Raw genomic sequence first — 25,921 nt, 5'->3', positions numbered from 1 at the left:
AGACGTTAACTTAGCGTATAGAAGACATTACCCTTCAATAAACTGGTTAACCAGCTTCAGCTTATATGTAGATAACGTAACAGAATGGTGGTCAAAAATAAGCCATGAGTACTCATATCTAAGGGAGAAATTCATGAAGATCCTGCAGAGAGAGGCCGAGCTAGAGGAATTGGTGAGGCTGGTGGGAGCCGACGCGCTACCTGTAGAGGATAGGCTCACTCTTGAAGTAGCTAGAATCATAAGAGAGGACTTTTTGCAGCAAGACGCGTTTAACCCTGTTGACGCCTTCTCTCACCCTGTTAAAACAGTTAAGATGGCTATAATAATAGATAAGTTCTACGAGAACGCTCTCGAAGCAATAAAGCTGGGAGTACCATTCGAGAAAATTCGTGGCATGAAGATAAGGGAGAGAATTGCTAGAATGAGGTATATACCTTTTGGAGATAACACCAAGGAATTTGATAGTATACTTGTAGAAATGGAGGAAGAATTCAAGAATCTTAGGGAGGGGAGTAGATAGATATGTCGGTGAAATTAACCACAAGGATCTCGAGTAAACTACTTAGAGCGCAGGGAGGACTATTATTCGCTGAGACAATACCTGGTGTAACATATGGTGAAATAGTAGAGGTGGCACTCCAAACAGGCGAGGTGAAACTGGGACAGGTAATAGATGTCAGTAAAGAGGTGACGGTAATACAGGTATTCGGTGGAGTGGCCGATGTTGATCTATTTAGGTCAAGGGTTAAGTACCGAGGGGAGACGCTTAAAATACCTGTAAGCATTGACATGCTTGGAAGAATATTTGATGGATTAGGCAGGCCGATAGATGGGGGGCCAAGGATCATCCCGGAGGATTATCTCGATATAAATGGGGCGCCATTGAATCCAGCGTCGAGGCTGCCGCCCTCAGAGTTCATTGAAACCGGGATTTCAGCTATTGATGGATTATTCAGTATTGTAAGAGGGCAGAAGCTCCCAATATTCAGCGGCTCAGGCCTACCCCATAATAGGATCGCCGCCCAGATAGTTAGGCAGGCAAGAGTCCTCGGTAAAGAGGAGAAGTTTGCCATAGTGTTTGCAGCCATAGGAGTACCATATGATGACGCGATGTTCTTCATAGATAACTTCAAGAAGACCGGTGCCCTTGAGAGAACTATTGCATTAATCAATACAGCTAGTTCACCGGTCATAGAGAGAATTGCAACACCCCGTGTAGCATTAACCATAGCCGAGCACTTAGCGTGGTCACATGACATGCATGTACTCGTAATATTAACAGACATGACCTTCTACTGTGAAGCCCTTAGAGAACTCAGTGCTGCAAGAGAAGAGGTCCCAGGTAGAAGAGGATACCCTGGCTACATGTATACTGATTTAGCAACGATATACGAGCGTGCCGGGCGTGTCCACAGTAAGAAGGGTAGTATAACACAGCTCCCAATACTCACCATGCCAGATGACGATATCACACATCCAATACCGGATCTCACAGGGTATATAACAGAGGGTCAGCTAGTTCTCTCGAGACAGCTATGGATGAAGGGTATATATCCACCATTCGATCCACTAATGAGTCTTTCAAGGTTGATGAAGGATGGAATTGGTGAAGGAAAGACACGAGAGGACCACAATAATGTATTTATGCAATTAATAAGCGCCTATGCTGAAGGCATAAGGCTGAGGGAGCTCTCCGTAATAGTTGGTACGGAAACACTAACCCAGAGGGATAGGAAGTATCTCGAGTTCGCTGACAGGTTTGAAAGAGAGTTTATCGGGCAGGGAGAATATGAGCGCAGGACTATAGAGGAGACATTGGATAAGGGATGGGAGCTTCTAGCTATTCTACCTGAAGAAGAATTAAAGAAGATTAAAGTAGAATACATAAAGAAATACCATCCCAAATATAAAGGTGGCAATCCATAGTTGAATACGTGTATACGATCCCTCCACCCAATAGTAATAATTTATAATTATGTGAACATCGTTTTCAAAAATCCCATGTTTAACGGTGGCATTAATGAAGGCCACTGTTCTTTACAGTGGTGGAAAGGATTCAACATATGCCCTGCATAAGGCAGTTGAAGCAGGGTATCAAGTAGTAGTTCTCTCAACTATTATACCATTCTACAAATACTCTATGCTCTACCATAAACCAAGCTTCAACGTTGTCCAAGCACAAGCATATTCTCTCAGCATACCACTTGAATCCATTGGTGTCTACAATGAGAAATTAGAGTTAGACGCCTTGAAAAACCTACTTAGAAGAGCCAGGGATAGATACGGTGTAAAGGTACTTGTGACCGGGGCCATAGCCAGTAACTATCAGAGAACTAGGTTTAAGGTTATCGCGGATGAGCTAGGGCTCGAATTGTATACCCCGCTATGGGGCAGAGACCCCCGCAGCTACCTAGAGGAATTACTAGATTATGGTGTCAGGTTCCTCGTCACATCTATAACGAGCATGGGGATACCCCTAGATATGCTGGGTAGAGAAATAACGATGAGTGATGTTGAGAGACTGGTTAAACTAGCGGAGAAATACGGGTTTAATCCATCTTTCGAGGGTGGCGACGCTGAAACTATCGTTGTTGATTCACCATTGTTTAGGTATAAGTTGGTTATTACTGGTGAGAAAAACATTGTTTCCGAGTTTGAGGGATACTTCGAGCCTTTGAGGATTAAACTGGTTGAAAAAAACCTACTTTAATCTCTCAATATATACTTTCACCGTGTCAGCAAGATGCTCTGGCTTGGTATACCATTTATCATACTTAAAGGAGTTACCATCGGATGTTGTTAACACGATGTAGTCTTTTTCATCCCTTATTGTTAAAACGGCTTTGCCCTCTTTTAAGATCATTACCTCTAACGCTGATTTATCCTGGAATTTTACACCAGGTACTTTACTGGCTACCTGTATTTTTAACTGCTTTATATATTCACTCATCTATACCACCTGGAAAACGCTTACTAACTAAAGGATTTAATTATGGGCTTTAAAAGTTAATGATTCCGTTTTTCTAATTCTTTCTAACGAGAATGCAGTCAACTAGTTGGAAACCCATTGAGCTTAGTATGTTACGCCTAGCAGGGCATACCGATCAGCCTTATTACCACACGCCATGTACTGAGTAGGTGAAGGGAGAGGTATCGGGGACTCGACTATCTCTCCAAGGACATTCCTGCCTGTCTCTTTCTCGAGTTCCTCAGCGCACTCCTTGCTTCCATCCCAGGGAGCGATGATTAATCCATTGAACTCCTTATTCTCCAGATGACCCGGTAAGAATAATGTTTTCTTCTTGAGATGCTCTAATCCCTTAATTCTCAGGTACTCGTTTATCTCGAACCATATCTTACGGAGGGTTTCAAGGACCTCCTCTAGCCTAACTACCTGCTTCTCCCTTTTATCCCGCCTAGCAATGGTTACTGTTGATGTCTCAACCTCCCTAGCTCCTACCTCTATCCTGGTCGGCACTCCCTTCATTTCCCAGTAATAGTATTTCCATCCAGGCGTATGCTCAAGGTCGCTGTCTATGAAGACTCTTATGCCATGCGACTCCAGCATGCCTCCTATCTTTGAAGCGTATTCAAGAATCTCTTTTTCACCAGGCTTCATTATTGGCACTATAACGACCTGTATTGGCGCGATCTCTGGCGGAAAGAATAATCCTATCTCGTCTCCATGTATTCCTATAACCGCGCCTAGAACTCTCTCGCTTACACCATAACATGTCTGATAGACGTATTTCTCTTCTCCATCAGTATCCATGAATTTTATCTCGAATGCCCTAGCGAATTTCTGCCCTAGATTTATAACGCTACCTAGCTCGAGGCCTTTTCCATCAGGCATAACCGTTATGAAGTCGTAATTATACTCTGCACCGGCAAACGTGTCCCATGGAGGTGTCTTGACTATGAAGTATGGTAGCTGAAGCCTGTTAAAGAACTCCTTATATATCCCCATGGCCTCGATTATCTGTTTCTCAGCCTCTTCTCTCGACGAGTGTGCGGTATGAGCCTCTATGAAGCCCATTATCTCTCTTACCCTTAGTATTGGATGAGTCATCTTTGTCTCATACCTGAACACGTTTACAACTTGATACATTTTCAATGGAAGATCCTTCCTCCCCTTTATCCACATGTTCCACATGTAATACATTACTGTTTCACTGGTTGGCCTAACGAATAATCTCTCATTAAACCTTCTCGTCACTGTTCCCTCGACAATAAATGTTTCTCCTCCGAACCCCTGTAGAAAATCTTTTTCACGTGAAAACACGCTTTCGGGCACCATTGTGGGGAAATATGCCTCTTGGTGCCCTGTTTTCTCGAGGAGATCCATTATTATCCTCTGAGTGAGCCTCAATGCTTTCAATCCATATGGCATCCATACATACATGCCTTTAACGGGGTATCTTATATCGATGACACCGGCCTCCTTTAATACTGCATGATACCACTCGGGGAAGTTTTCATATTTATCTATCCCAATGCTTTTCTTAGCGCTCATCGCTCGCACCCTGCATACTTCTCCTACATACCTGTAGTTCTAGTATGCTATTTAACAATTCATCAATCTTAATAAGCATGGAGGTCTCTATTCTTTTAAGGATACTGTTTATCAGGCTTGGCTCTAGTCTTACCCCTGCATCCAGTATTATGTTATCGAGGCTCCACACGATTATCCTCCCCCTCTCTCCAAGCCTATACTCAACTCTATTCATATACTCTCCGAGAAGTGAATATAGGGGCGCATGGGTTATACATGAGTGAAATTCGCCACCTATAATTACATATAGCGAGGCTAAGGTAGATGTGTAAGTAATTAGAGCTTTAACAGCATTGAAAACCCCGGTGAACCTACTGGATTCATAAATCCTTGTCACCGAGTTCCTGTACTCTAAGGGTGCTGCATCATGTTTTTTAACCAGTTCACTCCATAGCCTTTTAAGCATTGATTCAGGGTCCTCCACTATTTTGAGGAGGGCTTCAATAACGTATCCTATATCCTTATATGTATCTCTTTCCACATTACTCGGATTTAACCCTGAGATTGTTACAGAGGGAATCCCATGATTCAGGTATACTAGGCTATCTAAGCCGAAGTGTGTTTTACCTTTGTTTACAGTGTCTAGGTTAGGGAGAAGCGGTATCGGGTTATCTATTATCTCGAATACATCTCCTTTAAAATCCAGGTTTATATCTAGGAGGGTGTTATCCAGCAGGTTCTTTGACTCAAGGATCTCTAAGAGGTATCTAGAGCCCCAGGACCATGTATAGCTATTCAACTGCGGGTCGCCTATCTCTTTCGCCGTGTATGATGCAAAAACCACTTCTACACCACTATGCCTGGTTGCAATAGTTAAGACGTCTCTAAGTAATCCAATGTATTTACCCATATATCCCCTATCATCCGGGATCCCATCATGATGAGTGGATACGTGTACTTTAACTTTATCACCATTACTCATCCCTGCCAACATCGTCCTTCCAACCCCATCACGTATCCTCGCCTCTGTCTCAACACGTATTCTTTCCCCATTGAAACCACTCATTCCCCTATGATTGGACTCGAGGACCACGACAGGGATCCCCGGCGGGGTATCCGGCTTTAAGACCGGTATACTACTAGATAATACAGCGGCATCCCGTGGTCTCCCCCCTTCATGAATGAACACTATAGCCTCTGCACCGTTCTTCAACGCCTCGCCTACGATGAATCTAAGCTCGTGAATATTAGAGGGGTATTCATGGAGGAGCACCTTACCCCCCAGTTCCCTGCTCACCCCCTTAGCTGTTAAACCCCTACCCTCACCAACTCCTGTGAGCGTGTATGGCAGTGGTCTACACTTATATTCCTCACCATTTATCTCGATAACACACTTACTCCAGTCCCATCTCAGCACCGGTGTCTCGTAGATTGTTACCCAGTCAAAGTACTCATCCAGCATCTCCCTGAGGGTTTCAAGAAACTTTTTCTCAGAGGCTGAGCCCGGCTCTATTACTCCAACCACTTTCAACCCTCTCTTATAGGTTTCATCTTTAATAAGGGATATAGTATTTTACATTGAAGAATACTGTTTCAAGGGGGTATTCATGGCGACCAATATATTAGAGCTGGAAAACGTTAAGAACCTGGATGCGTTACTGGATATCCTGGCTGGTAAAGGATATAGGATAGAGCCGGGTCCCCACGCTGTCATGGAGGATCACAGTGAAATCAGTGTATTTAAGGGGTTTAAGAACAATGAGCTAGCCTTCATTATTATCGCACATTATATTACTCAATACTATAGGGTCGTAGTAAACGGTAAATACGGGAACGACCAAGAGTTCCTCGAGGAACTGCTTAGAGTCAAGTATAGTGGTGAAAAGTGGAGCATACCTGTTAACCCAGTGTTTATCGCTGTATTTAACGAGGATGTCATCAGGGATATAGAGGGCTACCAGGACACCTACCCGGTTAGCGATGGAGAAGCACTGGTTGCCAGATACCGTGAGAAAAACCCGGGTTACAAAGATATCCCCAGGGTTATTATAGCTAGGTTGATCGATGAGGCCTAAGACTCAATAGAGGCTGCCTCTCGTTGCATACTACCACAGTATGGACAATATAACGCGTCAAAGGGGAGCTCCCTACCACATCTAATGCATTGTCTTACCCTGGTTTCTAGGCGCTTATCCATTTTCTCATGATACTCTTTCTTCAAATCCTCTACTGAGAGATGAAGGTATATCTGCGTGGTCTTAATGTCCGAGTGACCCAGCAACCTCTGGAGTGCTGGAAGGCTGAGGCCTCTTCTCAGGGCACGCGTAGCAAACGTATGTCTTAATACATGTGGTCTTACTCTCTCAGGGGTTATTCCAGCCCTTGTAGCCAACCTCTTCAACTTCTTATATAATCCACTATATGTTAAATTAAAGAGTCTGTCTCCAGGCATCAACCCGTTGAGCCTTATCCAGGCATCAAGCATCTTGAAGGTTTCCTCTGTAGCTACGACGTACCTCTCCTTACCGTACTTGGCTGAAGTAACCTTTATTACTCCACTATGGAAATTAATGTCTTCAACGCGGAGGCCTAATAACTCACGACTACGGAGGCCAGTGTCAACAAGTAGTCTCAATATTAGTTTATCCAGCGGGGTCCTAGCAGCATTATAGAGTTTCTCAACCTCTTCATCGCTCAACACATTAATGCTGGCATGAGGCTTTCTTAACGGTGTCACAACTATATTTACTCCAAGCCATTCAAAAAACCTCTTGAGGAACAAGGTATAGTAATGGAGTGTAACCAGCCATTTCTCCTTATCACTTATTTTCCTGTTTGGAAACCCGTTTCTCAATCGATCATTACGCCATGCCAGTATATCCCTTAAAGTTACATCCCTTAACGGTTTATCCCCGATGAAACCAAGGAAGTCTTTGATAGCGGATAGATATGCTTTTATCGTCTCTTCTGATGCCCCTGATGCCTCAAGAGACGCCTTAAACTCCTCCACTATCTCCTTATTGCTTAAATCCAGTATACCTTGAGGTGCTTTACCAAGTTCTATTCTGCCCGGCAAAACAAATCCCTGCCAATGGATCCGCTATTATCATGTTTTAAGATAAGGGGCTGCTACTAATCCGAGATGGTTTAAACATTATTACCCGCCGTAATCAAATAATAATAATGGGATGAAGATGCGTGGCAGGTTAAACCCTTGAATGGGATGAAGACGCCGCGCGGGGCTGACCCTTATCCAGGTATTCAAGCATGAAGTGGTACCATGCCTAGGCGCGTGATACTTGTCCATGGAGACAGCGATGGTGTGGCCTCGGGGGCGTTGGCCTATAATTTCTACAAGACTAGGGAGGAACCAGTAATCTTTTTCACGCACCCGGTTGGACTACTAGGGGATCTCAAGGAGTTCACGAGGAACGGCGACAACATATTTATTGCTGACATAGCCTTAAACGAGGTGCATGCTGAGGAGGTCCTGAAACTACTCGAGGAAAGAGGGAGGTATGGTGAAGTCGTTTACATAGATCACCACCCGGAACCCCTCAATACCAGGCTTAATGGTATGGATAGGGTTAACGTATACCATAATACTTGTTGCTCCGCCTCCGAGTTGACATATATATTCCTCCATGAGAGGGGGTTGGACCCGGAGTACTCTCGGGTAGCACTATATGGAGCTATAGGCGACTATCTCGATGAAACCCAATGGGTTAAAAGAACACTGGCCGAATGGGATAAGAGATCCATATACCTCGAGGCAGGCATACTAATCCAGGCCTTAGAGGGAACTCGACGTGACTACGAGTTCAAACGGGGAATCGTAGAGTATTTATCTAGAAATAGCCTCCCAAGCAGTAATCCAGCTATCGTTGAAAGAGGGTTGGAGCAGGCTAAACGAGATGAAGAGCTACGGGTATGGGTCAAGGAGAATACCCATGTCTATGGAGCAATAGGGTATGTCGTAAACCCTCCTGGAAGCATCGGTAAAGCCGCCAACTATGCGAGGGTATATGGGGGTACACGGGTAGGTATAGCCATTGAGGAACGGGGCGATACATATGTAATGAGCCTGCGGGGAGATAACACCATTGATTTAAACAGGATTCTCAGAATCATGTCGAGGGAGCTCCCTGTCATGGGCGGTGGACACCCGTTCGCTGCAGGAGCCAGGGTTAAAAAAGAGTTTTTCAACGAGTTTCTCGCTAGGCTTGATGAAACCATTAAAGGCTTTTTACAACAGTGACTTCATTTTCTCCTCTATTAGCCTCGAAGCCTCATCCCTACCTAGCTGGGTAGGCTTGGTCTTCCTCAGCTCCTCAAGTATCTTATCGGGGGCTTCAACGTATTGATCGAGCCTCCCACGAGTTCTAGCGATATACCTATATGCTATCTCCCCGTCTCCAAGTAATACCGCGTCGAACACTACGTCTTCACCGCTGGCAACCATTGATACAAGCCCTATCGAGGCTCCTTCCCTCCCGGTTATCTTAAAGAGGTAGCCTCCCTCGATTGTTTCACCAACGAGGTCTAGTGACGTAACCCTCTCTAGGGCGTCTTCAACTGGTTTCACCGGCTTCTCCACTATGGTTTCCTCAGTCTCTCCAGCCAGGATTCTCTCTGCTTCCTCACGTGTAGGCGCTTCCTTGTATTTCTCCTGGATCTCAGCTAGTTTCTCATTAATCACCTTGTTCTTTACGCTCTCAACCTGCTCATCCGGTACTCTCCTGAATACTTCTAATTTGAGTGTATCATATAGCCAATTTATTCTCATAGCTTTCTCATCGATAATATATTTCACCCTGATTCTAACAGCGTCTCCCTTATCTACTTTTACCCCTTCAACCAATACGTGGAAGAGTAACATGTTTAGCTCTGCGGATGCTCTCGCAACCTCTCTCGCAAACTCCTTGTTTGTTTTCACGATACCTGCTAACTGAGCGTAGAGGGTTCTACGTAGTTTATCAGCGTATGCACCAGCTATCACGATACCCGTGTTTAATTCTTTGGCAGCCTCCCCACTCATAAGTGATCCCTGAAAAATAATATATTATCTCAGCTTAATTAACTTAATTAATGCCTTGGACTGATTTATTACCTGGTGAGAAACTACTTTTAATACGTGGTGTTGGTGTTGGGTGGTGGAAAGAATTTTTCAGGTATTGTTGTGGGAGTAGAGTACCTAGATGGATTTAACTCGCCGCTACTATATGTACATGGAGACGTCGAGGGCTCTGAGAGAGACTTCTACGTCCTTGTTGATGAAAAAGAACTCGACAACTATCTAAGGCTCGGGATAGGTCAGAGGATTGAGGGTGTGGGAGAGGAGATCTCGCGAAACCCGCTTGTAATAAGGAAACTGGTGGTATAGGTCTTGAAGCTCCTTGCGAGGCCCCCTAGGATCAAGGTCCTAGAGGCAGCTGGATGCATCGGGGATAACCGGGTGAAAATAGTTGATTCTAGCAGGGCTGTAGTCTCCTCGAGTACTGGTGAGAGAAAGTACAGGGTTATCCTACTAGAGGAGGAACAAGGCGTCTTCAGGGCTTACAGCGATGATAATGGAACTGTTTACAAAGGGTATGTGGGCTACCCCATTATAGCCTTCATGATTCTCAGGGGTTATCTCCCCATAGATAATGTCATCGTAAAGGCATTCACCGGTATACCCTGGAAGGAGCTTAATGAGAAGTATAAGAAGTACTCTATCGTTGAAAACATTGTTATCTCGAGGGCTGAGAAGACAGGTATCTCAAGGAATATTATAGACGACTACATCAACGTGATCCTCAAGAAGCTCGGGATTTATAAGATATATTTCGACGAGTCCCTCCCCTCTACATGGAGTTGAGGACTCCTACTGATTAAACTAGTACAAGGTTATTTTACCATGCACCACCCTGAAATACCTCTCCTTGAGGAGCTTGTAGATTATTTGCTTAGCCACTTTCTTTTCTACACCTAGCTCGAGCGATACGGCTCTTACAGCATCTTTAACAGTTATCTCGCCATACTCTATCATCAGCTTCCTCAATAAATCGTATACCTGGCCGTAAACCCCCTCTGGTTTACTAGCTATGCGTAGCCTATCCATGTCCACATGTATCCTTACCACCCCGCCCTTCCACATTCTCATGAGGTAAGTGTCCTCATCTATCTTATCAACATATATCTTGGCGAAGAACCTGGGTATCCTGGCCTTGGAGCCAGGGGTTGTAAACACTAGTATGTTCCCATAGTTTTTTACTAGGGGATCGAACTCTATTTCCTCCCCTGGCTCGAAGACTATGAGTAATCCTTTCCTAGCCTCAACCAATTGGTTTATATGGATGCCCGGTATAGATGACTCCCCTAGCCCTATGGTCCTGCTCAGTATACTGTTTTGGTCAAGTATGATGATTGAGTCTACTGGTTTATTATTCAATACCTCGAGCACTATCCTTGACTTAATGCTCATGTAGTGGCTTACAATGGCTTTATAGCCCCTTGTAAGTAGTCTTATTAAATCCACTCCGCCATCACGCTATAGTTATTTTATATCTCAACCCGTTTAAAAGAAGAATAATAGAGTTGAAGGGGTGTCATACTTGGAGGAGATGTATAGGGGCTGGGTTAACCAGATTAGAGAGGCCTTGATTGAATGGGGGAGATACAGGGTTTCCGGGGTCTTCGACAAGATCGTGGTACTCGGTATGGGTGGTAGCGGTATAGTAGGGGATTTCCTAGCTACTCTTTCGCAAACTAGTAAAGGCCTCCCCGTGTATACTTCTAAATCGCATCACGCGCCGGGCTTCATTGACTCAGATACACTGGTCTTATCGGTTAGTTACAGTGGTAATACTGTTGAAACAATAAATGCAACCATCGAGGCGTCTAAGAAGTCGGGGAATATAGTAGTGGTCTCCAGCGGTGGCCATCTAAGAGACTATGCTTTGAAGCATGGATTACCATATATTCCACTACCCACGGGTCTGGCTCCAAGGGCTTCCCTGCCATCAATGCTCTTCAAGATCCTTGGATTACTTGACTCGAGCGGGTTATCCATGGTGAGTAAGAGTGATGCTGAGGAAACCTTATCATTCATAGATAGCGTCATGAATAACGCGGTGGAAGAGGCTTACAGGCTAGCCGAGTGGATTCATGGAATCCAGGGTCTACTGGTTATTGCAACCCATACCCCTCTAGAAGCACTGGCCCTAAGGGGTAAGAACGAGTTTAATGAGAACAGTAAGATACCGGTTAAAATAGATGTTGCACCCGAATGGATGCATAACGATATAGTAGGGTATGAGGAGCCTAGTGGCATACCCTTAAAGATAATCGAGGTATTCGACCCGGTTGACGAGGCTGGATGCAGGCTCGTGGATTTCATGGATGAAATATACAAGGAGGTTAATGCCTGGAGGCATAGGTTAAGCCTTAGAGGGGAAACATTATTAGATAAGCTTATCTACGGTAGCCTAGTTCTCGGAGTGGCCAGCGTGAGGCTCGCGGTCCTCAGGGGTATAGATCCCCTTGAGACAAGGAGTATCAAGAGGTATAAGGAGTTTGTGTACAATATATTCCCCGGGCTTTAAAGGTTAAAAAGCTCTAAGCACTATTAAACCTAGTATCTGAGGGGCCGTAGTCTAGCCTGGCTAGGATGCGGGGCTTGGGCCCCCGTGACCCGGGGTTCAAATCCCCGCGGCCCCACTATTATGTCTCTTACTCCTTATCTTCTTCCCTAGAATCAGTGGTGTATTGAATATTATCAAGCCTATTATAGTGAAAAATATTATCCTTACCACTCCCCCTGTTCTAGCGGCTAGGTATAATGGCCCAGTGGCTATTAGCACGAGTATTAATGCCGTTGTTCTATGCATCATATCCATAGTATTTAACGCTTCCACTGCATCCTTTATCCTCTTGCCTGAGGCTACTAGTGCTATGCCTATTCCAGTTAACCCTAGCGCCGTGGGCTCCCATTGCCTGAGTAGTAGTGTTGCTGATGATAGAGCTATTGTCGCCGCGCCTATCGTGATGGAGGCTGACCCTGGTTCAAGCCTGCTGCCTAGATAATAAATTATCAGGGCTATAGCTAGCCCCGCAGCGATTCCGCCGGCCACGTCTACTATGTAGTGGGCTCTTAGATATATCCTGCTCAGTGATATGCCTGTAACCAATAGTGCTGAGGCTACTGCGAGATATTTATCCCTTAGTTTCACTGTAAGTGTGCCCCAGAATGATGTTGAGATCTGTGCGTGGCCGCTTGGGAACCCGGGGCCCTCTGCTTCCACTAAGGGGTTTGGCGGCCTCGGTGTGTTAAATGAGTACTTCATCACCAGGTTTAATGAGCCGGAGGCTATTACAGCGAGAACAGTATATAAGCCTGTGTAGGGGTCTACTATGTAGTATAATAATATACATGTGAACAAGTATATGTATTCCTCGCCGAGGATGCTCCACGCCCTCCATACGGCTGTGTTATTTAAGAGTATTGACGAGGCGAGGGCTACGGCTATCACTGCATCCAGGAGTATTTTAAACCTGTTGCCTAATCCATGCAATAAGATCATCCCCCGGGTAGACTAATATTATATTCCCCGGCTTAGAATAATATATTTACTCGATGATGAAATGACGGTAACCGGAGCCAGTGAAGACCGTTCTCCTAGCTGATTAAGCCTTGTAGAGCCAGAAGCCAAGTAACCCGATCAACATTTCAACCAGGGTCTCTCTTCTCGCCTCCTCAAGCTTCTCCTTAATACCCAGGAACCTATATGCCTTGATCATAGAATAGAAGTAGAGGACGCCGGCTATAGTGATAAGTATCTTGTAGAGTATGCTGGACCCTGTGAGTAAGCCCGTCAAAATCCCTGTGAGGGGCCCTGTGATCCCTGTTATCACGAGTAACTTGGAGGACGCCTCGACGCCTGTCTTCAATGGTATTGTCTCATACCCCTGTATTCTATCGCCCTCGATGTCCTGTATGGCCTTCAACACCTCCCTGCCCAGTGTAACAATGAATATTGTGAGGGAGAGCCCGGCAACTACAACTGTATCACCGGGCGGCGCGCCAGCCGCGATATAACCATATATTATGGGACCCGTTGTAGAGGCTGCTACCACGAGCTGGCTCCACCAATGCATCCTCAGGAAGCTGTAGCCGAGTCCTAGTACAGCGTATACTGCTGCAATCAACGCTACATAAATATTAATTACCAGGTTTAATAACACGCCAGCCATCACGAGAACAAGCGCCAGGGTGAGCGAGATCCTCGGGGAAGCCTTACCACTGGGCAGGGGCTTCCACGGCTTATTAACCCGGTCAACCTCCAAATCCACTACATCGTTAACCAGCATAGAGGCTGATGTAATAGTAAACCCTGTTACAAAGCCTATCAAAAGCCTTACAAAGCCCACACCAGAGAAATCATAGTATCTAAACATCAATAACATGAAGACAGCGCCGAAACCACTCATCAGGGAGTTAGGCAGCCTCATCATACGACAATAATCAACGACACCCATATCAACCACTAATATATTGGATAAAGGAGGGAAGGAAGTTAAAACCATTACGAGCGCTACAGGTACGCCCATAGGCAAGGTTTATACCCGAATCTATGAGACCCCGCCAAGCAGTAGTATAACACGCCTCGCCCCCTGGGCGAAGCCACGGCGTTCGGGCTCTTGGGAGCGGCGGGCTGAACCCCTCGGGAAACCCCTTGGGGCTTACACCCCCGCCCCATCAACCCCGTCTTCTACGGGAGCCCGTACCGCCACGGGTTACCCCGTGACGGCAGGCCGCCTCTTTTCGGGGAGGGGTTCCCGCTTAGATGCTTTCAGCGGTTACCCCTTGCGGCGTGGCTGCCCGGCGTTGCCCGCCAGGACAACCGGTAAACCAGAGGCCGCGCCGCCCCGTTCCTCTCGTACTGAGGGCAGCTTCCCCTCAGGCGGCCCGCACCCCCCGCGGGTAGAGTCCGACCTGTCTCACGACGGTCTAAACCCAGCTCACGTTCCCCTTTAATGGGCGGGCAGCCCCACCCTTGGGGGCTGCTGCACCCCCAGGATGGGAAGAGCCGACATCGATGTAGCAAACCGCGGGGTCGATGGGAGCTCTCGCCCGCGACGACTCTGTTATCCCCGGGGTAACTTTTCTGTCATGCCCGGCCCCCACCGAGGAGGGCACGAGCGTTCGCTAGGCCACGGTTTCCCGGCCGGACCCCTTGTGTTCAAGGGTCCGGTCAGGCCGGCTTTTGCCCTTGCACTCTACGGCGGAGCTCTAACCCGCCTGAGCCGACCTTTGGGCGCCCGTGTTATCTTTTCGCGGGCGTGCCGCCCCAGCCGAACCGCCCACCTGGCGTTGTCCTCCCGGCAACCCGGGAGTAAGGCACCCGGGTTGCGATGGGTGGTGTTTCATTGACGCCTCCACCATGCCCGGAAGCATGGCTTCACAGGCTCCCACCTACGCTACGCACCGCAACCCGGGTGCCAGCGCCAGGCTGCGGTGAAGCTCCACGGGGACTTATCGCCCTGCGGGGGGTTGCCGGCCTATGCACCGGCTCCGTGTATTCACGGGGCCCCAGGCCAGGACAGTGGGGACCTCGTTGATCCATTCATGCGCGCCGGAACTTACCCGGCAAGGCATTTGGCTACCTTAAGAGAGTCAGAGTTACTCCCGGCCTTCAGCGGCGCTTCGCCGGGTTGGACCCCGGTTTCACGGACCGCCAGTGGCCAGGATTCAGCCCCCGTACAAACCCTTTCGGGCTTGCGGGGACCTATGTTTTTATTAAACAGTCAGGCCCCCCTAGGCACTGCGGCCTGCGGTCCCAGGGGTGTGCCCCAAGACCGCAGGCACCCCTTCTCCCGAAGTTACGGGGCCAATTTGCCGAGTTCCCTGGCCCGGGTTAGCCCCCACACGCCTTGGGCTTCTAACCCAGGGGCACCTGTGTCGGTTCTCGGTACGGTCGCAGGGGATCGTTCCCTGCCCCCTTTTCAAGGGCCCCTGGAATCGGCGGAAGGCTCCTAACGGAGCCCCATTCCCGGCTTCGGCCCCTTCTCACCATTACGGTACTCCAGGGCCTTCACCGGTTAGCTGGATCGCACCCATACGGGTGCCTCCAGTCCGCCTATCCAGAGGCGTCGGAGGCAGGGCTTGCGTTGCCGCACCTACCCCTGCGGCACGGGAATATTAACCCGTTTCCCATTCCCCGGGTCCGTGTTACGGCCCGGGTTAGGACCGGCTAACCCTCGGCCGACGACCGTTGCCGAGGAACCCTTGCCCTTTCCGGCGGAGGGGATTCCCACCCCTCTTCGCTGTTACTGCCGCCGGGATCTTCACCCGGATCGGGTCCATCGGACCTCACGGCCCGACTTCTGCCCCGACCCGGCGCCCGCCTACCGGATCACGGCTCCAGCGGAGCCGTGCCCCGGGGTCTCGGCGGCCGGCTTGAGCCCCGACTAATCTTCGGGGCCCTACGGCTCTGCGGGTGAGCTGTTACGCACTCTTTAAAGGATGGCTGCTGTTAGGCCCACCTCCCCGCTGTCTAAGCCGTAGGACGCCCTTTCGCATTGGCACTTAGCCGGCACTTTGGGGCCTTAACCCCGGTCTGGGTTGTTCCCCTCGCGGCCCCCAGCCTTACGCCGGGGAACCCCACTCCCGCCATCTACGGTGGCCACGGGTTCGGAGTTGGACCGGGGACCGAGGCCTTTCGGCCTCCGCATCCCCGATCCGTAGCTCTACCCCGTGGCCCACCTCCGGCGGGGCTGGGCTGAGACCCACTTCGGCGGGAACCAGCTATCACCGGGCTAGATTGGTCTTTTGCCCCTAGACGGGGGTCATGGGAACGAATTGCACGTCAGAACCCTTTCGGGCCTCCACCGGGGTTTCCCCCGGCTTCGCCCTGCCCCCGCCTAGATCGCCCGGTTTCTGGTCCCACGGCAGTGACTCCGGGCCCTTTGGGACCCCGCCCCTCGCCGCCTTGAGGCGGCTGCGGGCTTGTCGGTTTCCCTACGCCTACGGGGCTTTGACCCCCTTAGGCTCGCCACTGCCGTGGACTCCCCGGCCCGTGTTTCAAGACGGACGGCACGACCCTGGTCCACCCGCCTTGTACTCCCGGGTCGCCCCGGTTTCCTTCAGCGGGCTTCACTCCTTCAGGGCCGTGCCGTATGTAGCCGCCCGGTTTCAGGCTCTTTTCACCCCCCTTGCGGGGTGCTTTTCAGCTTTCCCTCACGGTACTTAGTTCGCTATCGGTCTCGGGACGTATTTAGCCTTGGAGGTCGGTGACCCCCGACTTCCCACGGCAAAACCAAGCCGTGGTACTCTGCTCCATGGCACGGGCCCCCACTGTTTAGCCTACGGGGCTATCACCCTCTACGGCGGGCCTTTCCAGGCCACTTCGGCTACAGTGGGTCGGCCCGCTGGGGTCGAACCCCAGCCGTGGAGCCAGTAACCCCACATCTCCCCACGGTTATCCCGTGGGGATTTGGTCTGGGCTCTCCCCCTTTCGGTCGCCCCTACTCAGGGGATCCCGTTTGGTTTCTTTTCCTCCCCCTACTAAGATGTTTCCGTTCGGGGGGTTCCCACCCGGTACTCCCCTTGCGGGTTTCCCGGGTGCCGCGGGCTTAGAGCCCGCGGCGGGAGGTCCCATTCGGCGATCCCGGGTTCAACGGCTGCCTGCGCCTACCCCGGGCTTATCGCAGCTTGCCACGGCCTTCCTCGGCGCCCGAGCCGAGCCATCCACCGGGCGGCGTCCTCGCCGTGCCCAAGGGACGAGAGGCGGGGTCTCATAGATTCGATTAGTACCCCTGCCTATGGGCGTACCTGTAGCGCTCATAACCCCGTTGAGTTTAACAGGGGGTTCACGCCTTCACACGGGGGATACCCCCGTGTTGCATCTGAGTGAGAAGGCGGATGCTGTCCAACCAGGTATATTCCAGCCCCGGCCCCGCCCCGGCCTTAGTGGCAGGAGGTGATCCAGCCGCACCTTCCGGTACGGCTACCTTGTTACGACTTCTCCCCCCTCAGGGAGGGGGAGTTCGACCCGACCCAGGGGGCCGGGCCTCACTCCCCCTCCCCTCGGGTGGAGCGACGGGCGGTGTGTGCAAGGAGCAGGGACGTATTCACCGCGCGATGTTGACACGCGGTTACTAGGGATTCCTCGTTCACGAGGGCGAGTTGCAGCCCTCGATCCCAACTACGGCGGGGTTTGAGGGATTGCCTCCCCCTTTCGGGGTCGGATCCCATTGTCCCCGCCATTGTAGCCCGCGTGTAGCCCGGGGGATTCGGGGCATGCTGACCTGCCGTGGCCCCCTCCTTCCTCCGCCTTAAACGGCGGCAGTCCCCCTAGTGTGCCCCGGAGCCGTAGCCCCGGGTCGCAACTAGGGGTGGGGGTCTCACTCGTTTCCGGACTTAACCGGACACTTCACAGCACGAGCTGGCGACGGCCATGCACCTCCTCTCAGCGCGTCAGGCAAGGCCTTTAACCTGGCCGTCATCCTGCTGTCTCCCCCGGTGAGATTCCCGGCGTTGACTCCAATTGAACCGCAGGCTCCACCCCTTGTGGTGCTCCCCCGCCAATTCCTTTGAGTTTCAGCCTTGCGGCCGTACTCCCCAGGCGGCGGGCTTAACGGCTTCCCTGCGGCACTGGGTGGGCTCTAAGCCCACCCAACACCTAGCCCGCATCGTTTACAGCCGGGACTACCCGGGTATCTAATCCGGTTCGCTCCCCCGGCTTTCGCCCCTCACCGTCGGGCGTGTTCCAGCCGAGCGCCTTCGCCACTGGTGGTCCTCCCGGGATTATAGGATTTCGCCCCTACCCCGGGAGTACCCTCGGCCTCTCCCACCCCCTAGCTCGGCAGTATCTCCTCCAATCCTCGGGTTGAGCCCGGGGATTTAGGAGGAGACTTGCCGAGCCGGCTACGGGCGCTTTAGGCCCAATAATCGTCCCGACCATCCGCGCCGGGGATCCCGGCTAGATAAGTATAAGCATAGTTTTCCCACTTGGGATGCCTAAGATCGAGCTCTAAGATATTATTTTGTAACCAGCTATGTAGTTTTCATCTGCCTCGCTCACTATAAGTAAACCACCCAAGTAATTATGAATATATACCCCAAATATAGCCGGGATACCCCGGTCTCGCGGGGCTGGTATTACCGCGGCGGCTGACACCAGACTTGCCCCCCGCTTATTCCCCCGCCTTCCTACAGCGGGGAAAAGCCCCCGTAAGGGGGCACTCGGGGTGGCCCCGTCACGGTTTCCCGCATTGCGGAGGTTTCGCGCCTGGTGCGCCCCGTAGGGCCTGGGCCCTTGTCTCAGTGCCCATCTGGGGGCTCCCGCTCTCACGGCCCCTACCCATTATCGGCTTGGCGGGCCGTTACCCCGCCAACTACCTAATGGGCCGTAGCCCCATCCTCGGGCGGTGTGGCAGCGTTAACCCCTGCCACACCTTTTCGAGGAGGGACCCTTCCAGGCCCCCTCCTCTATGGGGGATTAGCACCAGTTTCCCGGTGTTATCCCCCTCCCGAGGGTAGGTTAGCCACGTGTTACTCAGCCGTCTGCCACGCCCCGCAGCGGCGGAGCGTACGACTCCCATGGCTTAGCCCCACCCCGATAGCGGTCGGGACCGGCAGGATCAACCGGAGTTACGGCCGCTTGGGGCGGGGCCGAGGTTTCTGGATTACCTGGTTGGACAGCATCCGCCTTCTCGTCGGATTCAAGCTTCCGGAGGGTAAGCGCCCCCCGGATTGCTTGAATCCCCATTGGGTTTTCTTGTAAGCGTCCGGAATCTTATTCTTGTTGATAAGGGTTTATATATTTTATGTCTCATGATCATTTACATGGCTATTGACTGGTTCCAGACCCACTATGGTGTGCCCGCGGCAGGAGACCGGCTTATCATTCACCGGGCTATGCTCGGCGTCAAAGCGATGCCGCCGCCGGGCAGTGCCGCGGGCTATATATTTCTATGTTTCATAAGGGTATTAATTGTTTTATTCGATGAGCTCCATGAGGCTCTGAACCACTGCATCCGGGCTGCATCCACTAGCGGGTAGCCCTGTTCCCCTCCTGTTAACAATCACTATCCTGACCCCGGCCCGCCTGGCAGCTATGCAGTCGACTACTCTATCACCAATGTATAGTGTTTCACCGGGATGCATACCAGTCATCCTCAACGCGTTTAATATCACGTCTGGCTCGGGCTTCCCTCTAACACCCGGTGTCACTCCCGAAACCACGTTGAAGTACCTTGATACACCGAGGTGGTTGAGGAAAGCATTTATTCTCTCCACTATGCTTGAGGAAGCTACTCCAAGCATGTAACCCTTTGAAGACAGGTATTCTAGTGTCGGCACCACATCCGGGAATAATTTAACGTGTTTACTCCAGTTCTCCCAGACAAGCCTCCTCCTAACCTCGATGAACTCCCTCGCCTTCTCCCCGCTGACCCCACCCAGTATCTCGTTGAGGAGGTATTCGAGGGGGTAGCCTATCAACTCCCTGATGATGGATGGATCGACGCGTAGACCAGTGAGACGTGCTGCCTCGGTAAAGCTCCAGACAATGAAGTCCTCGCTATCTACAAGCGTGCCATCCAGGTCGAAGAGGATTAGTCTGACACCGTTTAAAAGACTACTCACTAGAATCTTCATCACCCATCCCGTTTAAAACACGTGAAATAATCTCGGCTAAACCAAAGCCGCTTGGAGACCCTGCAACAATGTTACAGTACCTGAGTAACTCTTCATCAGAGCCGCCGACCGCAGCCCTATAGCCGAGGTACTTGATGAAGTCTGCATCCATCACACTATCACCTATACCCAGGGCTTCACTACTGCTGATGCCAAGCTTATCCAAGATATACCTGACCGCAACCCCTTTCCCAACACCCTTGGCGTGCACGTGTATAGCGTACCCACTGTACTCGAGAGTGTAGCCTTCATGACTCGACTCAACATACCTCCTCATCTCATCAACTATCTCGCCAGCCCTATCCAGGTATTTCTCACGCATCTTCAAAGCATACTCGTAGAGCCTGAACCTGTTCTGCCAGGAATCCTCAACATACTCACTATACTTCTCAAGCAGGTCGAGGTAGACGCCCCGGGCACTCATATTAGTCAGCTCCACAATACCCCATTCATCACTGTAGACTAGTGCACCTGACTCACCCACGACAGGGCCATTTAACCCAATATATCTAGAGAGCCCCACTACGATCGGTAATGCATTACTTGAGACAAGGGACACGATCACGCCCTTGTCAACGAGTAAGCGTAGGGCCTCCACAGCCTTCAAGACCAGCCTATAGCTCCTCCTATTAATGGTTAAAGTACCATCGATATCCGTGAATACTATTCTCACCCTCACCCTGATCCCCCCGCTACCATGTATCACTAGATCATGATAAATTTATCAAGCACGGTTTTAAGCACGGTAAGAATATTGTGGGAAATAAGTATCTATATATATGTTCCGAATAAATTTTAAAGACTCTACATACCTAAGAACACCGTAGAGGTGTAGATATGATTGATTACATAAACTTTGCCTTCATGTGCAGGGAGAAGCAGAGCGATACAGGAATAAAGATAGCCATAGTAGGTGCTGGACCAGCCGGGCTAGCAGCAGCCGGGTACCTGGCATGCCGGGGACACAGCGTCGATGTATATGATAAACAACCCTACCCAGGCGGATTAATGGTATTCGCTATACCACCCTGGAGAATACCGAAGAACAGGGTCCTAGAGGGCGTGAAAGACCTAGAGAAGAGGCTGGGGGTTAGATTCATCACTAGAACCAAAGTATACGCCTCAGTAGAGATGCCCCACGAAGAGGGAGACGAGCTAGTTGAGAAGAAGACCAGCTTAGAGGAGTTGATAAGCAATTACGACCTGGTACTATTATCAACAGGGACGTGGAGATCGAAGATACCGAGGATCCAGGGGGCTAACGCTAAAGGCGTTGAAAGCGCTCTAGAATACGTGTATAGATTCAGGCTCTACGAGCTGGGGCTAGTTAACTCGAAGCCTTCGACAGGTAGGAGAGTAGTAGTTATAGGAGGCGGATACAGTGCAATAGACGCGGCAGAGCAGGCAGTGAAAGAAGGTGCCGAAGCCTACCTTGTATATAGGAGGACAATAAAGGAAGCACCCGCAGGCATATTCGAGATAGAGAGGGTGAAGAGACTGGGAGTAGAATTCATGGAGCTGGTTTCACCAGTAGAGATAATTAGTGAGGGCAACGCTGTGAAAGCCGTAAAGTTACAGAGAATGCAGCTGGGACCCCCGGATGAAACAGGGCGTCCCCAACCAATCCCCGTGCCAGGCTCGGAGATTATCATTGAGGCAGATAGAGTAATATTCGCCACAGGCGAGTCACCAACACCCCCATTACCCCAGTCAGAGGACTACATGAATAAGTTAGGGATAAGGCTAAATAAGGATGGAACAATAATAGTAAATAATATAATGCAGACAGGCAACCCCAAGGTATTCGCCGCCGGAGACGTGGTAACAGGCCCCTCAAAGATAGGCCCAGCGATAAAGAGCGGCCTATACACAGCCAAATACATGCACAACTGGATAGAGGCTAAACTAGTTGCTTCAATAACGAGGTGACCCATATGAGCTCGAACCCGGGTAAATACTACAGGATAATAGACCTAGGGACATGCATAGGATGCGGTGCATGCGAGGCAGTATGTGATTTCATACATAATGGACACCCATATATAAAGGTATATAGGACAGAGCTAGGCCTTGAAATACCTGTTTCATGCATGCACTGCGCTAAAGCCCCCTGTATAGATGTCTGCCCCACGGGGGCAATGACCAGGGATAGTGAGGGAGCCGTGTACGTTGTGGCAAGCAAGTGCATCGGGTGCATGGCATGCCTCTACGCATGCCCATTCGGTATCCCAGAGCTCGATAGATCACTAAGGATATCGACCAAGTGCGACCTCTGCATGGATCAAAGGAGGAACGGGTTGGAACCGGGCTGTAGCTCTATATGTCCAGCCGGGGCAATAATATACGGGGAGGAGGCATTGGTATTCGATAAGGCGAAGAAGAAGACAGCTGAAGCAATGGCGAGGGCAAGATTCGAGACACTATAGGTGAAGCAATGTGGACATGCTCACAGCTAGTATACTACTCTATCTTTTTTCACTTGTAATACTCATATTCACGGGTAGACCATATTTAAATCCTTTACCCAGGTTTCTCCTAAAACCGATCCCGTATGGTTTAACCGGTTTAGCCGTATACCTCGAGTATAGTAGTGGTTTAATAGATGATTTCCCAACACTACTAGCCTACACAACACTGGCTCTAGGATATATCATAGGCATATATTCAACATATTATTTCAAGCTAGAGAAATACCATGGGAGATTCGATACCGTAATAGACTTATTCGTAATCCTTGTAGCTGCAACCTATGGCTCACCAAACCTCATATCACTGGCAGTAATGTGGTCAGCTGCAGAGATTATTGGATGGTACCTCATCGTTGAAGGAGAGGCTCACTCCATAGAGGGCTCACTGAGATCCTCGAGAGGATACCTGCTTACATCAACACTTACATTCGAGATCTCTGTTTTCACAGTGATACTGGTCTCAATACTATCGGTAATGGCGACCATGGCCTCCGTGGACATAGGGTTCCTGATTAAGCCATTTAAAACTATACCGTCTCACAGCGAGGCAAGCATATACTTTATTCCACTATTAATCGTTGGATTCATAGCTAAAACAGCAAATATCCCGCTACACTTCTGGCTACCCGGGGCACACTCAGCAGCACCTTCACCGGCCTCAGCGATACTAAGTGGTTTAATGACTCCACTGGGCTTCTACGGGTTATACAGGGTGCTTAAACTAGTCGACTTATCGAGCTATAGCATGGAGCTAGCCATGGTCTTAGCCATTCTAGGATTCATATCGGTTATCTATGGATGGATACAGGTATCTGCCCAGAGAGATGGTAAGAAAATACTTGCATACGCAACCATAGCGACAAACGGCTATATAAGCATGGTTTTCGCACTATATATTCTCAACCCCTCCAACGGCATGGAGAACCTGCTCGGGCTCTCGATACTGATGCATGCAGCATATAAGGTGACGCTCTTCAGTGAAATAGGGTTGGTCGAGGCATCTTATGGGACCAGGTATATACATGGTATAAGAGGGCTCTCGAAAACACTGCCCCTCTCATCGATAGGAGGACTCCTGGCCGTGCTCACATTAATGGGTGCTCCAGGCACGATAGGTTTCACGGTTAAAGCGCTCTCAGTATACTATATCATATCCCGGGCATTAGACCCGGCTAGATTACTGATACTAGCGGGATTCATAACATATATAGCGGTATCAGCATACCTAGCCGTGAAATACATGACGATATACTTTAGCACGCCACACTCACCCTTCCCAGAGAAACCCAGGGAGATACCTAGAGCAACCCAAATACCCGTACTCGTGCTCGGCTTATCAAATGTCTACCTACCAATAGTATCGATACCATTACTTAAAGAATTAGCAGACGTAATCCTCCTGTTTTCAATGGTGTCACCCCTCATGCTTCTCGCTACAGCACTCATGTACCTCACAGTGACCGGAGAGAGAGGTGTTAAGCATTGAGTATGATCCACGGAATAATCACCTCGGCATCATACATACTCGTGTTAACAGGATCAGCGATAAGCGATAACCTAGCCAGGCTTAGCAGAGTACTCAGAGTAATGGGTTTCGCCATCCCATTAATCGATGCATTATTCAACCCAGCTGGGTTACTTGACTTTCAGAAATACTTCGTAGTGCTTGCAACACTCGTATCAGTGGCTGTAACCCTGCACTCGGAGGGGTACTATAGGGTAATTTATGGAAAAGTATCATATCAGCAATCACTATTAAATACCGTGCTTGTAACAGTGCTCACCGTGTTCAACGCCAGATTACTCGGGGAGTTTGTCATCGGGCTACTACTACTAGACCTGCTACTGGTACTAGTGATTCTAATGGATAAGGGGGCTGAAAACTATGGGATAGCAATATACTATATAGTGTTAAGCACTATACCAGCTGACATAGCTGTTCTAACGATGTGGGCAATAATAGCACAGAACTATGGTTTAGAGGCGTCGCTGACAACGGGTTTTTCAATGCTAGCACTACACAAGACCAGTATACACCCATTGGTGGCAACGTTGATATTGATCGGGTACACTATAAAACTAGGGTTATTCCCACTACACATATGGCTACCCATAGTACATCCAGAGGCACCTAAACACGGCTCAGCAATACTGAGCGGACTAATAATAAAGATAGGCGTCTTCGGGCTACTTCTAGCCTCAACGATATTCACATACCCCGTGTACATGAATTACATCATACTAGCACAGGGAGCGATAACGGCTTTATATGGGAGCTTCGCTGCAACACTTCAGAAGGATATTAGAAGACTACTGGCATATAGCTCGCTAGGGCATGCCGGAGTAATAGCCATACTATACTCGTTTTCAATACTCTACGGAGACCCCCTCATATCGTATCTTTTATACTTCTATATAATATACCATGGAGTAGTCAAGGCCCATGCATTCATGAATGCTGCATTAATGGATCAATTAGCGAACACCTATGACATTTATAAACTAGGATACCTTGGACAGTTATATCCATCTTTAATCATTCCAGCCTTTAATATATTCATGAACTTCGCCGGGATACCACCCTCCTACGGCTTCATAATGAAGCTAATGCTTCTAATAACAATTATACTGCTCATTCCGTCACTAGGGATTATACCATTACTTACAAGCATAATTATCATTGTAGTAGCCGTGTTCTCGATACTCTACAGTATTAAGATAATTGGATGCTATATAGGGGGCTACAGAAAAGTTGTAAAACCCCCTGTAAAAGTCATGAAGGAGGAGTTATTCTCTGAGTACTATATCGCGTTCATCACGCTTATCCTCCCCATCATATACATGGCGTTATCCATGGAGTACATGCCCGGCTACCTAGCTATTACACTGCTGTTACTAGAAGCAATCTCCCTACTCATGTACGCATGGATGCTGTTTAGAAAGCCCATATATAGGATGGGCGAACCAAAATACTGGCTCTCAGGTGTTGAGCAATGAGCTACATAAGGGCCAGCATAGTAAAATGGTTTGAAGAAATAGCTGAGAAGACCATGGAGAAGCTTAAATCAACACGCAAGGGCACACTCCTCACGTTGATGTCGAGTCTCACGAATATTGGCGACGTGGTTTTCCCATACATCTCTCACTTCACCGACGCCTTATCTAGGAGGCTCAACAAGCTCCAGTTCACCATGATAGAGTCTATGTTACTAGCATCACTATGGTTCGGCGTCATAGCAATACTCCTGGTTATTGTGACTATATTACTTGGGTGATGAG

22 protein-coding genes, 1 tRNA gene, 2 rRNA genes and 1 pseudogene are annotated in these 25,921 nt (G+C 49.4%); 14 read left to right on the top strand and 12 right to left on the bottom strand.

Translation table 11 applies throughout. The annotated features are described in order from the left end of the window. The 3 genes and pseudogenes from QXV08_RS01940 to QXV08_RS01930 all read left to right on the top strand — a co-directional run. Positions 1-520 (top strand): annotated as a pseudogene (locus QXV08_RS01940) (V-type ATP synthase subunit A); the annotation flags it as partial. A 2-nt stretch (positions 521-522) separates the two neighbouring features. Next, positions 523-1,926: a V-type ATP synthase subunit B gene (locus QXV08_RS01935; RefSeq protein ID WP_342821382.1), complete on the top strand. Its 1,404-nt coding sequence runs from the start codon at positions 523-525 to the stop codon at positions 1,924-1,926. 94 nt (positions 1,927-2,020) lie between these two features. Continuing rightward, positions 2,021-2,710 (top strand): diphthine--ammonia ligase, encoded by a 690-nt coding sequence (locus tag QXV08_RS01930; RefSeq protein ID WP_342786701.1) that lies wholly within the window; start codon positions 2,021-2,023, stop codon positions 2,708-2,710. Here the strand turns inward: QXV08_RS01930 and QXV08_RS01925 are convergent. From QXV08_RS01925 to QXV08_RS01915, 3 genes are all read right to left on the bottom strand, one after another. After that, positions 2,702-2,950, bottom strand: coding sequence for a hypothetical protein (locus tag QXV08_RS01925; RefSeq protein WP_342786702.1), 249 nt, complete (start codon positions 2,948-2,950; stop codon positions 2,702-2,704). The genes QXV08_RS01930 and QXV08_RS01925 overlap by 9 nt on opposite strands. Before the next feature lie 123 nt (positions 2,951-3,073). Continuing rightward, the gene (proS, locus tag QXV08_RS01920) at positions 3,074-4,513 is read right to left on the bottom strand and encodes a proline--tRNA ligase (protein WP_342786703.1); all 1,440 of its coding nucleotides are present in this window, start codon (positions 4,511-4,513) and stop codon (positions 3,074-3,076) included. Then, the gene (locus tag QXV08_RS01915) at positions 4,503-6,017 is read right to left on the bottom strand and encodes an aminopeptidase (RefSeq protein ID WP_342786704.1); all 1,515 of its coding nucleotides are present in this window, start codon (positions 6,015-6,017) and stop codon (positions 4,503-4,505) included. Before QXV08_RS01915 ends, proS begins: the two co-directional genes overlap by 11 nt. Positions 6,018-6,099: 82 nt before the next feature. Here QXV08_RS01915 and QXV08_RS01910 point away from each other — a divergent pair, with 82 nt between their 5' ends. Next, positions 6,100-6,567 carry a hypothetical protein gene (locus QXV08_RS01910; protein WP_342786705.1) on the top strand — a complete coding sequence of 156 codons (468 nt, stop codon included), beginning with the start codon at positions 6,100-6,102 and terminating at the stop codon, positions 6,565-6,567. On the opposite strand, the gene xerA is transcribed toward QXV08_RS01910, so the two are convergent. After that, positions 6,564-7,568: a site-specific tyrosine recombinase/integron integrase gene (xerA, locus tag QXV08_RS01905; RefSeq protein ID WP_342786706.1), complete on the bottom strand. Its 1,005-nt coding sequence runs from the start codon at positions 7,566-7,568 to the stop codon at positions 6,564-6,566. The genes QXV08_RS01910 and xerA overlap by 4 nt on opposite strands. Positions 7,569-7,772: 204 nt before the next feature. Between xerA and QXV08_RS01900 the strand changes: the two genes are divergently transcribed. After that, complete coding sequence (locus QXV08_RS01900) at positions 7,773-8,750, top strand: DHHA1 domain-containing protein (RefSeq protein ID WP_342786707.1); 978 nt, start codon at positions 7,773-7,775, stop codon at positions 8,748-8,750. Here QXV08_RS01900 and QXV08_RS01895 read toward each other — a convergent pair. Then, entirely contained in the window at positions 8,739-9,530 is a 792-nt protein-coding gene (locus tag QXV08_RS01895; RefSeq protein WP_342786708.1) for a DUF2258 domain-containing protein, read from the bottom strand. The two genes, QXV08_RS01900 and QXV08_RS01895, sit on opposite strands and share 12 nt — an antisense overlap. A gap of 105 nt (positions 9,531-9,635) precedes the next feature. On the opposite strand from QXV08_RS01895, the gene QXV08_RS01890 reads away from it, so the two are divergent. Continuing rightward, on the top strand, positions 9,636-9,875 hold the full coding sequence (locus tag QXV08_RS01890; protein ID WP_342786709.1) for a hypothetical protein: 240 nt from the start codon (positions 9,636-9,638) through the stop codon (positions 9,873-9,875). 3 nt (positions 9,876-9,878) lie between these two features. Continuing rightward, positions 9,879-10,352: a hypothetical protein gene (locus QXV08_RS01885; RefSeq protein WP_342786710.1), complete on the top strand. Its 474-nt coding sequence runs from the start codon at positions 9,879-9,881 to the stop codon at positions 10,350-10,352. Positions 10,353-10,370: 18 nt separating this feature from the next. Here QXV08_RS01885 and QXV08_RS01880 read toward each other — a convergent pair whose 3' ends face one another. Next, positions 10,371-11,012: a hypothetical protein gene (locus QXV08_RS01880; protein ID WP_342786711.1), complete on the bottom strand. Its 642-nt coding sequence runs from the start codon at positions 11,010-11,012 to the stop codon at positions 10,371-10,373. Between the two features lie 85 nt (positions 11,013-11,097). Between QXV08_RS01880 and QXV08_RS01875 the strand changes: the two genes are divergently transcribed. Beyond that, a complete protein-coding gene (locus QXV08_RS01875; RefSeq protein ID WP_342786713.1) occupies positions 11,098-12,078 on the top strand; it encodes an SIS domain-containing protein in 981 nt (326 codons plus the stop codon). Positions 12,079-12,118: 40 nt separating this feature from the next. Then, positions 12,119-12,193: transfer RNA gene (locus QXV08_RS01870), tRNA-Pro, on the top strand. On the opposite strand, the gene QXV08_RS01865 is transcribed toward QXV08_RS01870, so the two are convergent. The 6 genes from QXV08_RS01865 to QXV08_RS01840 form a co-directional block, all read right to left on the bottom strand. Then, the gene (locus QXV08_RS01865) at positions 12,175-13,056 is read right to left on the bottom strand and encodes a phosphatase PAP2 family protein (protein WP_342786712.1); all 882 of its coding nucleotides are present in this window, start codon (positions 13,054-13,056) and stop codon (positions 12,175-12,177) included. The two genes, QXV08_RS01870 and QXV08_RS01865, sit on opposite strands and share 19 nt — an antisense overlap. 103 nt (positions 13,057-13,159) lie before the next feature. Continuing rightward, the gene (locus QXV08_RS01860; protein ID WP_342786714.1) at positions 13,160-14,083 is read right to left on the bottom strand and encodes a geranylgeranylglycerol-phosphate geranylgeranyltransferase; all 924 of its coding nucleotides are present in this window, start codon (positions 14,081-14,083) and stop codon (positions 13,160-13,162) included. A gap of 70 nt (positions 14,084-14,153) precedes the next feature. Further along, positions 14,154-17,250 (bottom strand): 23S ribosomal RNA (locus tag QXV08_RS01855). Between the two features lie 199 nt (positions 17,251-17,449). Continuing rightward, positions 17,450-19,128, bottom strand: a 16S ribosomal RNA gene (locus tag QXV08_RS01850). Together the 16S and 23S rRNA genes form the textbook arrangement of a ribosomal RNA operon. A 347-nt stretch (positions 19,129-19,475) precedes the next feature. Then, positions 19,476-20,123 (bottom strand): HAD family hydrolase, encoded by a 648-nt coding sequence (locus QXV08_RS01845; RefSeq protein WP_342821381.1) that lies wholly within the window; start codon positions 20,121-20,123, stop codon positions 19,476-19,478. Then, complete coding sequence (locus QXV08_RS01840; protein WP_342786612.1) at positions 20,116-20,853, bottom strand: phosphoglycolate phosphatase; 738 nt, start codon at positions 20,851-20,853, stop codon at positions 20,116-20,118. Before QXV08_RS01840 ends, QXV08_RS01845 begins: the two co-directional genes overlap by 8 nt. A 158-nt stretch (positions 20,854-21,011) precedes the next feature. Here QXV08_RS01840 and QXV08_RS01835 point away from each other — a divergent pair, with 158 nt between their 5' ends. From QXV08_RS01835 to QXV08_RS01815, 5 genes are read left to right on the top strand one after another with little or no spacing between them, the layout of a single operon-like run. Then, positions 21,012-22,103, top strand: coding sequence for an FAD-dependent oxidoreductase (locus QXV08_RS01835; RefSeq protein WP_342786613.1), 1,092 nt, complete (start codon positions 21,012-21,014; stop codon positions 22,101-22,103). A 5-nt stretch (positions 22,104-22,108) separates the two neighbouring features. Beyond that, complete coding sequence (locus QXV08_RS01830; protein ID WP_342786614.1) at positions 22,109-22,600, top strand: 4Fe-4S dicluster domain-containing protein; 492 nt, start codon at positions 22,109-22,111, stop codon at positions 22,598-22,600. Positions 22,601-22,616: 16 nt separating this feature from the next. Beyond that, a complete protein-coding gene (locus tag QXV08_RS01825) occupies positions 22,617-24,128 on the top strand; it encodes a complex I subunit 5 family protein (protein WP_342786635.1) in 1,512 nt (503 codons plus the stop codon). Positions 24,129-24,130: 2 nt separating this feature from the next. Next, a complete protein-coding gene (locus tag QXV08_RS01820) occupies positions 24,131-25,639 on the top strand; it encodes a complex I subunit 5 family protein (protein ID WP_342786636.1) in 1,509 nt (502 codons plus the stop codon). Further along, positions 25,636-25,917 carry a hypothetical protein gene (locus QXV08_RS01815; protein WP_342786615.1) on the top strand — a complete coding sequence of 94 codons (282 nt, stop codon included), beginning with the start codon at positions 25,636-25,638 and terminating at the stop codon, positions 25,915-25,917. Before QXV08_RS01820 ends, QXV08_RS01815 begins: the two co-directional genes overlap by 4 nt. The last annotated feature ends 4 nt before the right edge of the window (positions 25,918-25,921 follow it).

The sequence above is a fragment of the Desulfurococcus sp. genome (genome assembly GCF_038881575.1).
Lineage (GTDB): Archaea > Thermoproteota > Thermoprotei_A > Sulfolobales > Desulfurococcaceae > Desulfurococcus.
This window is presented reverse-complemented; position numbering and strand designations above follow the sequence as displayed.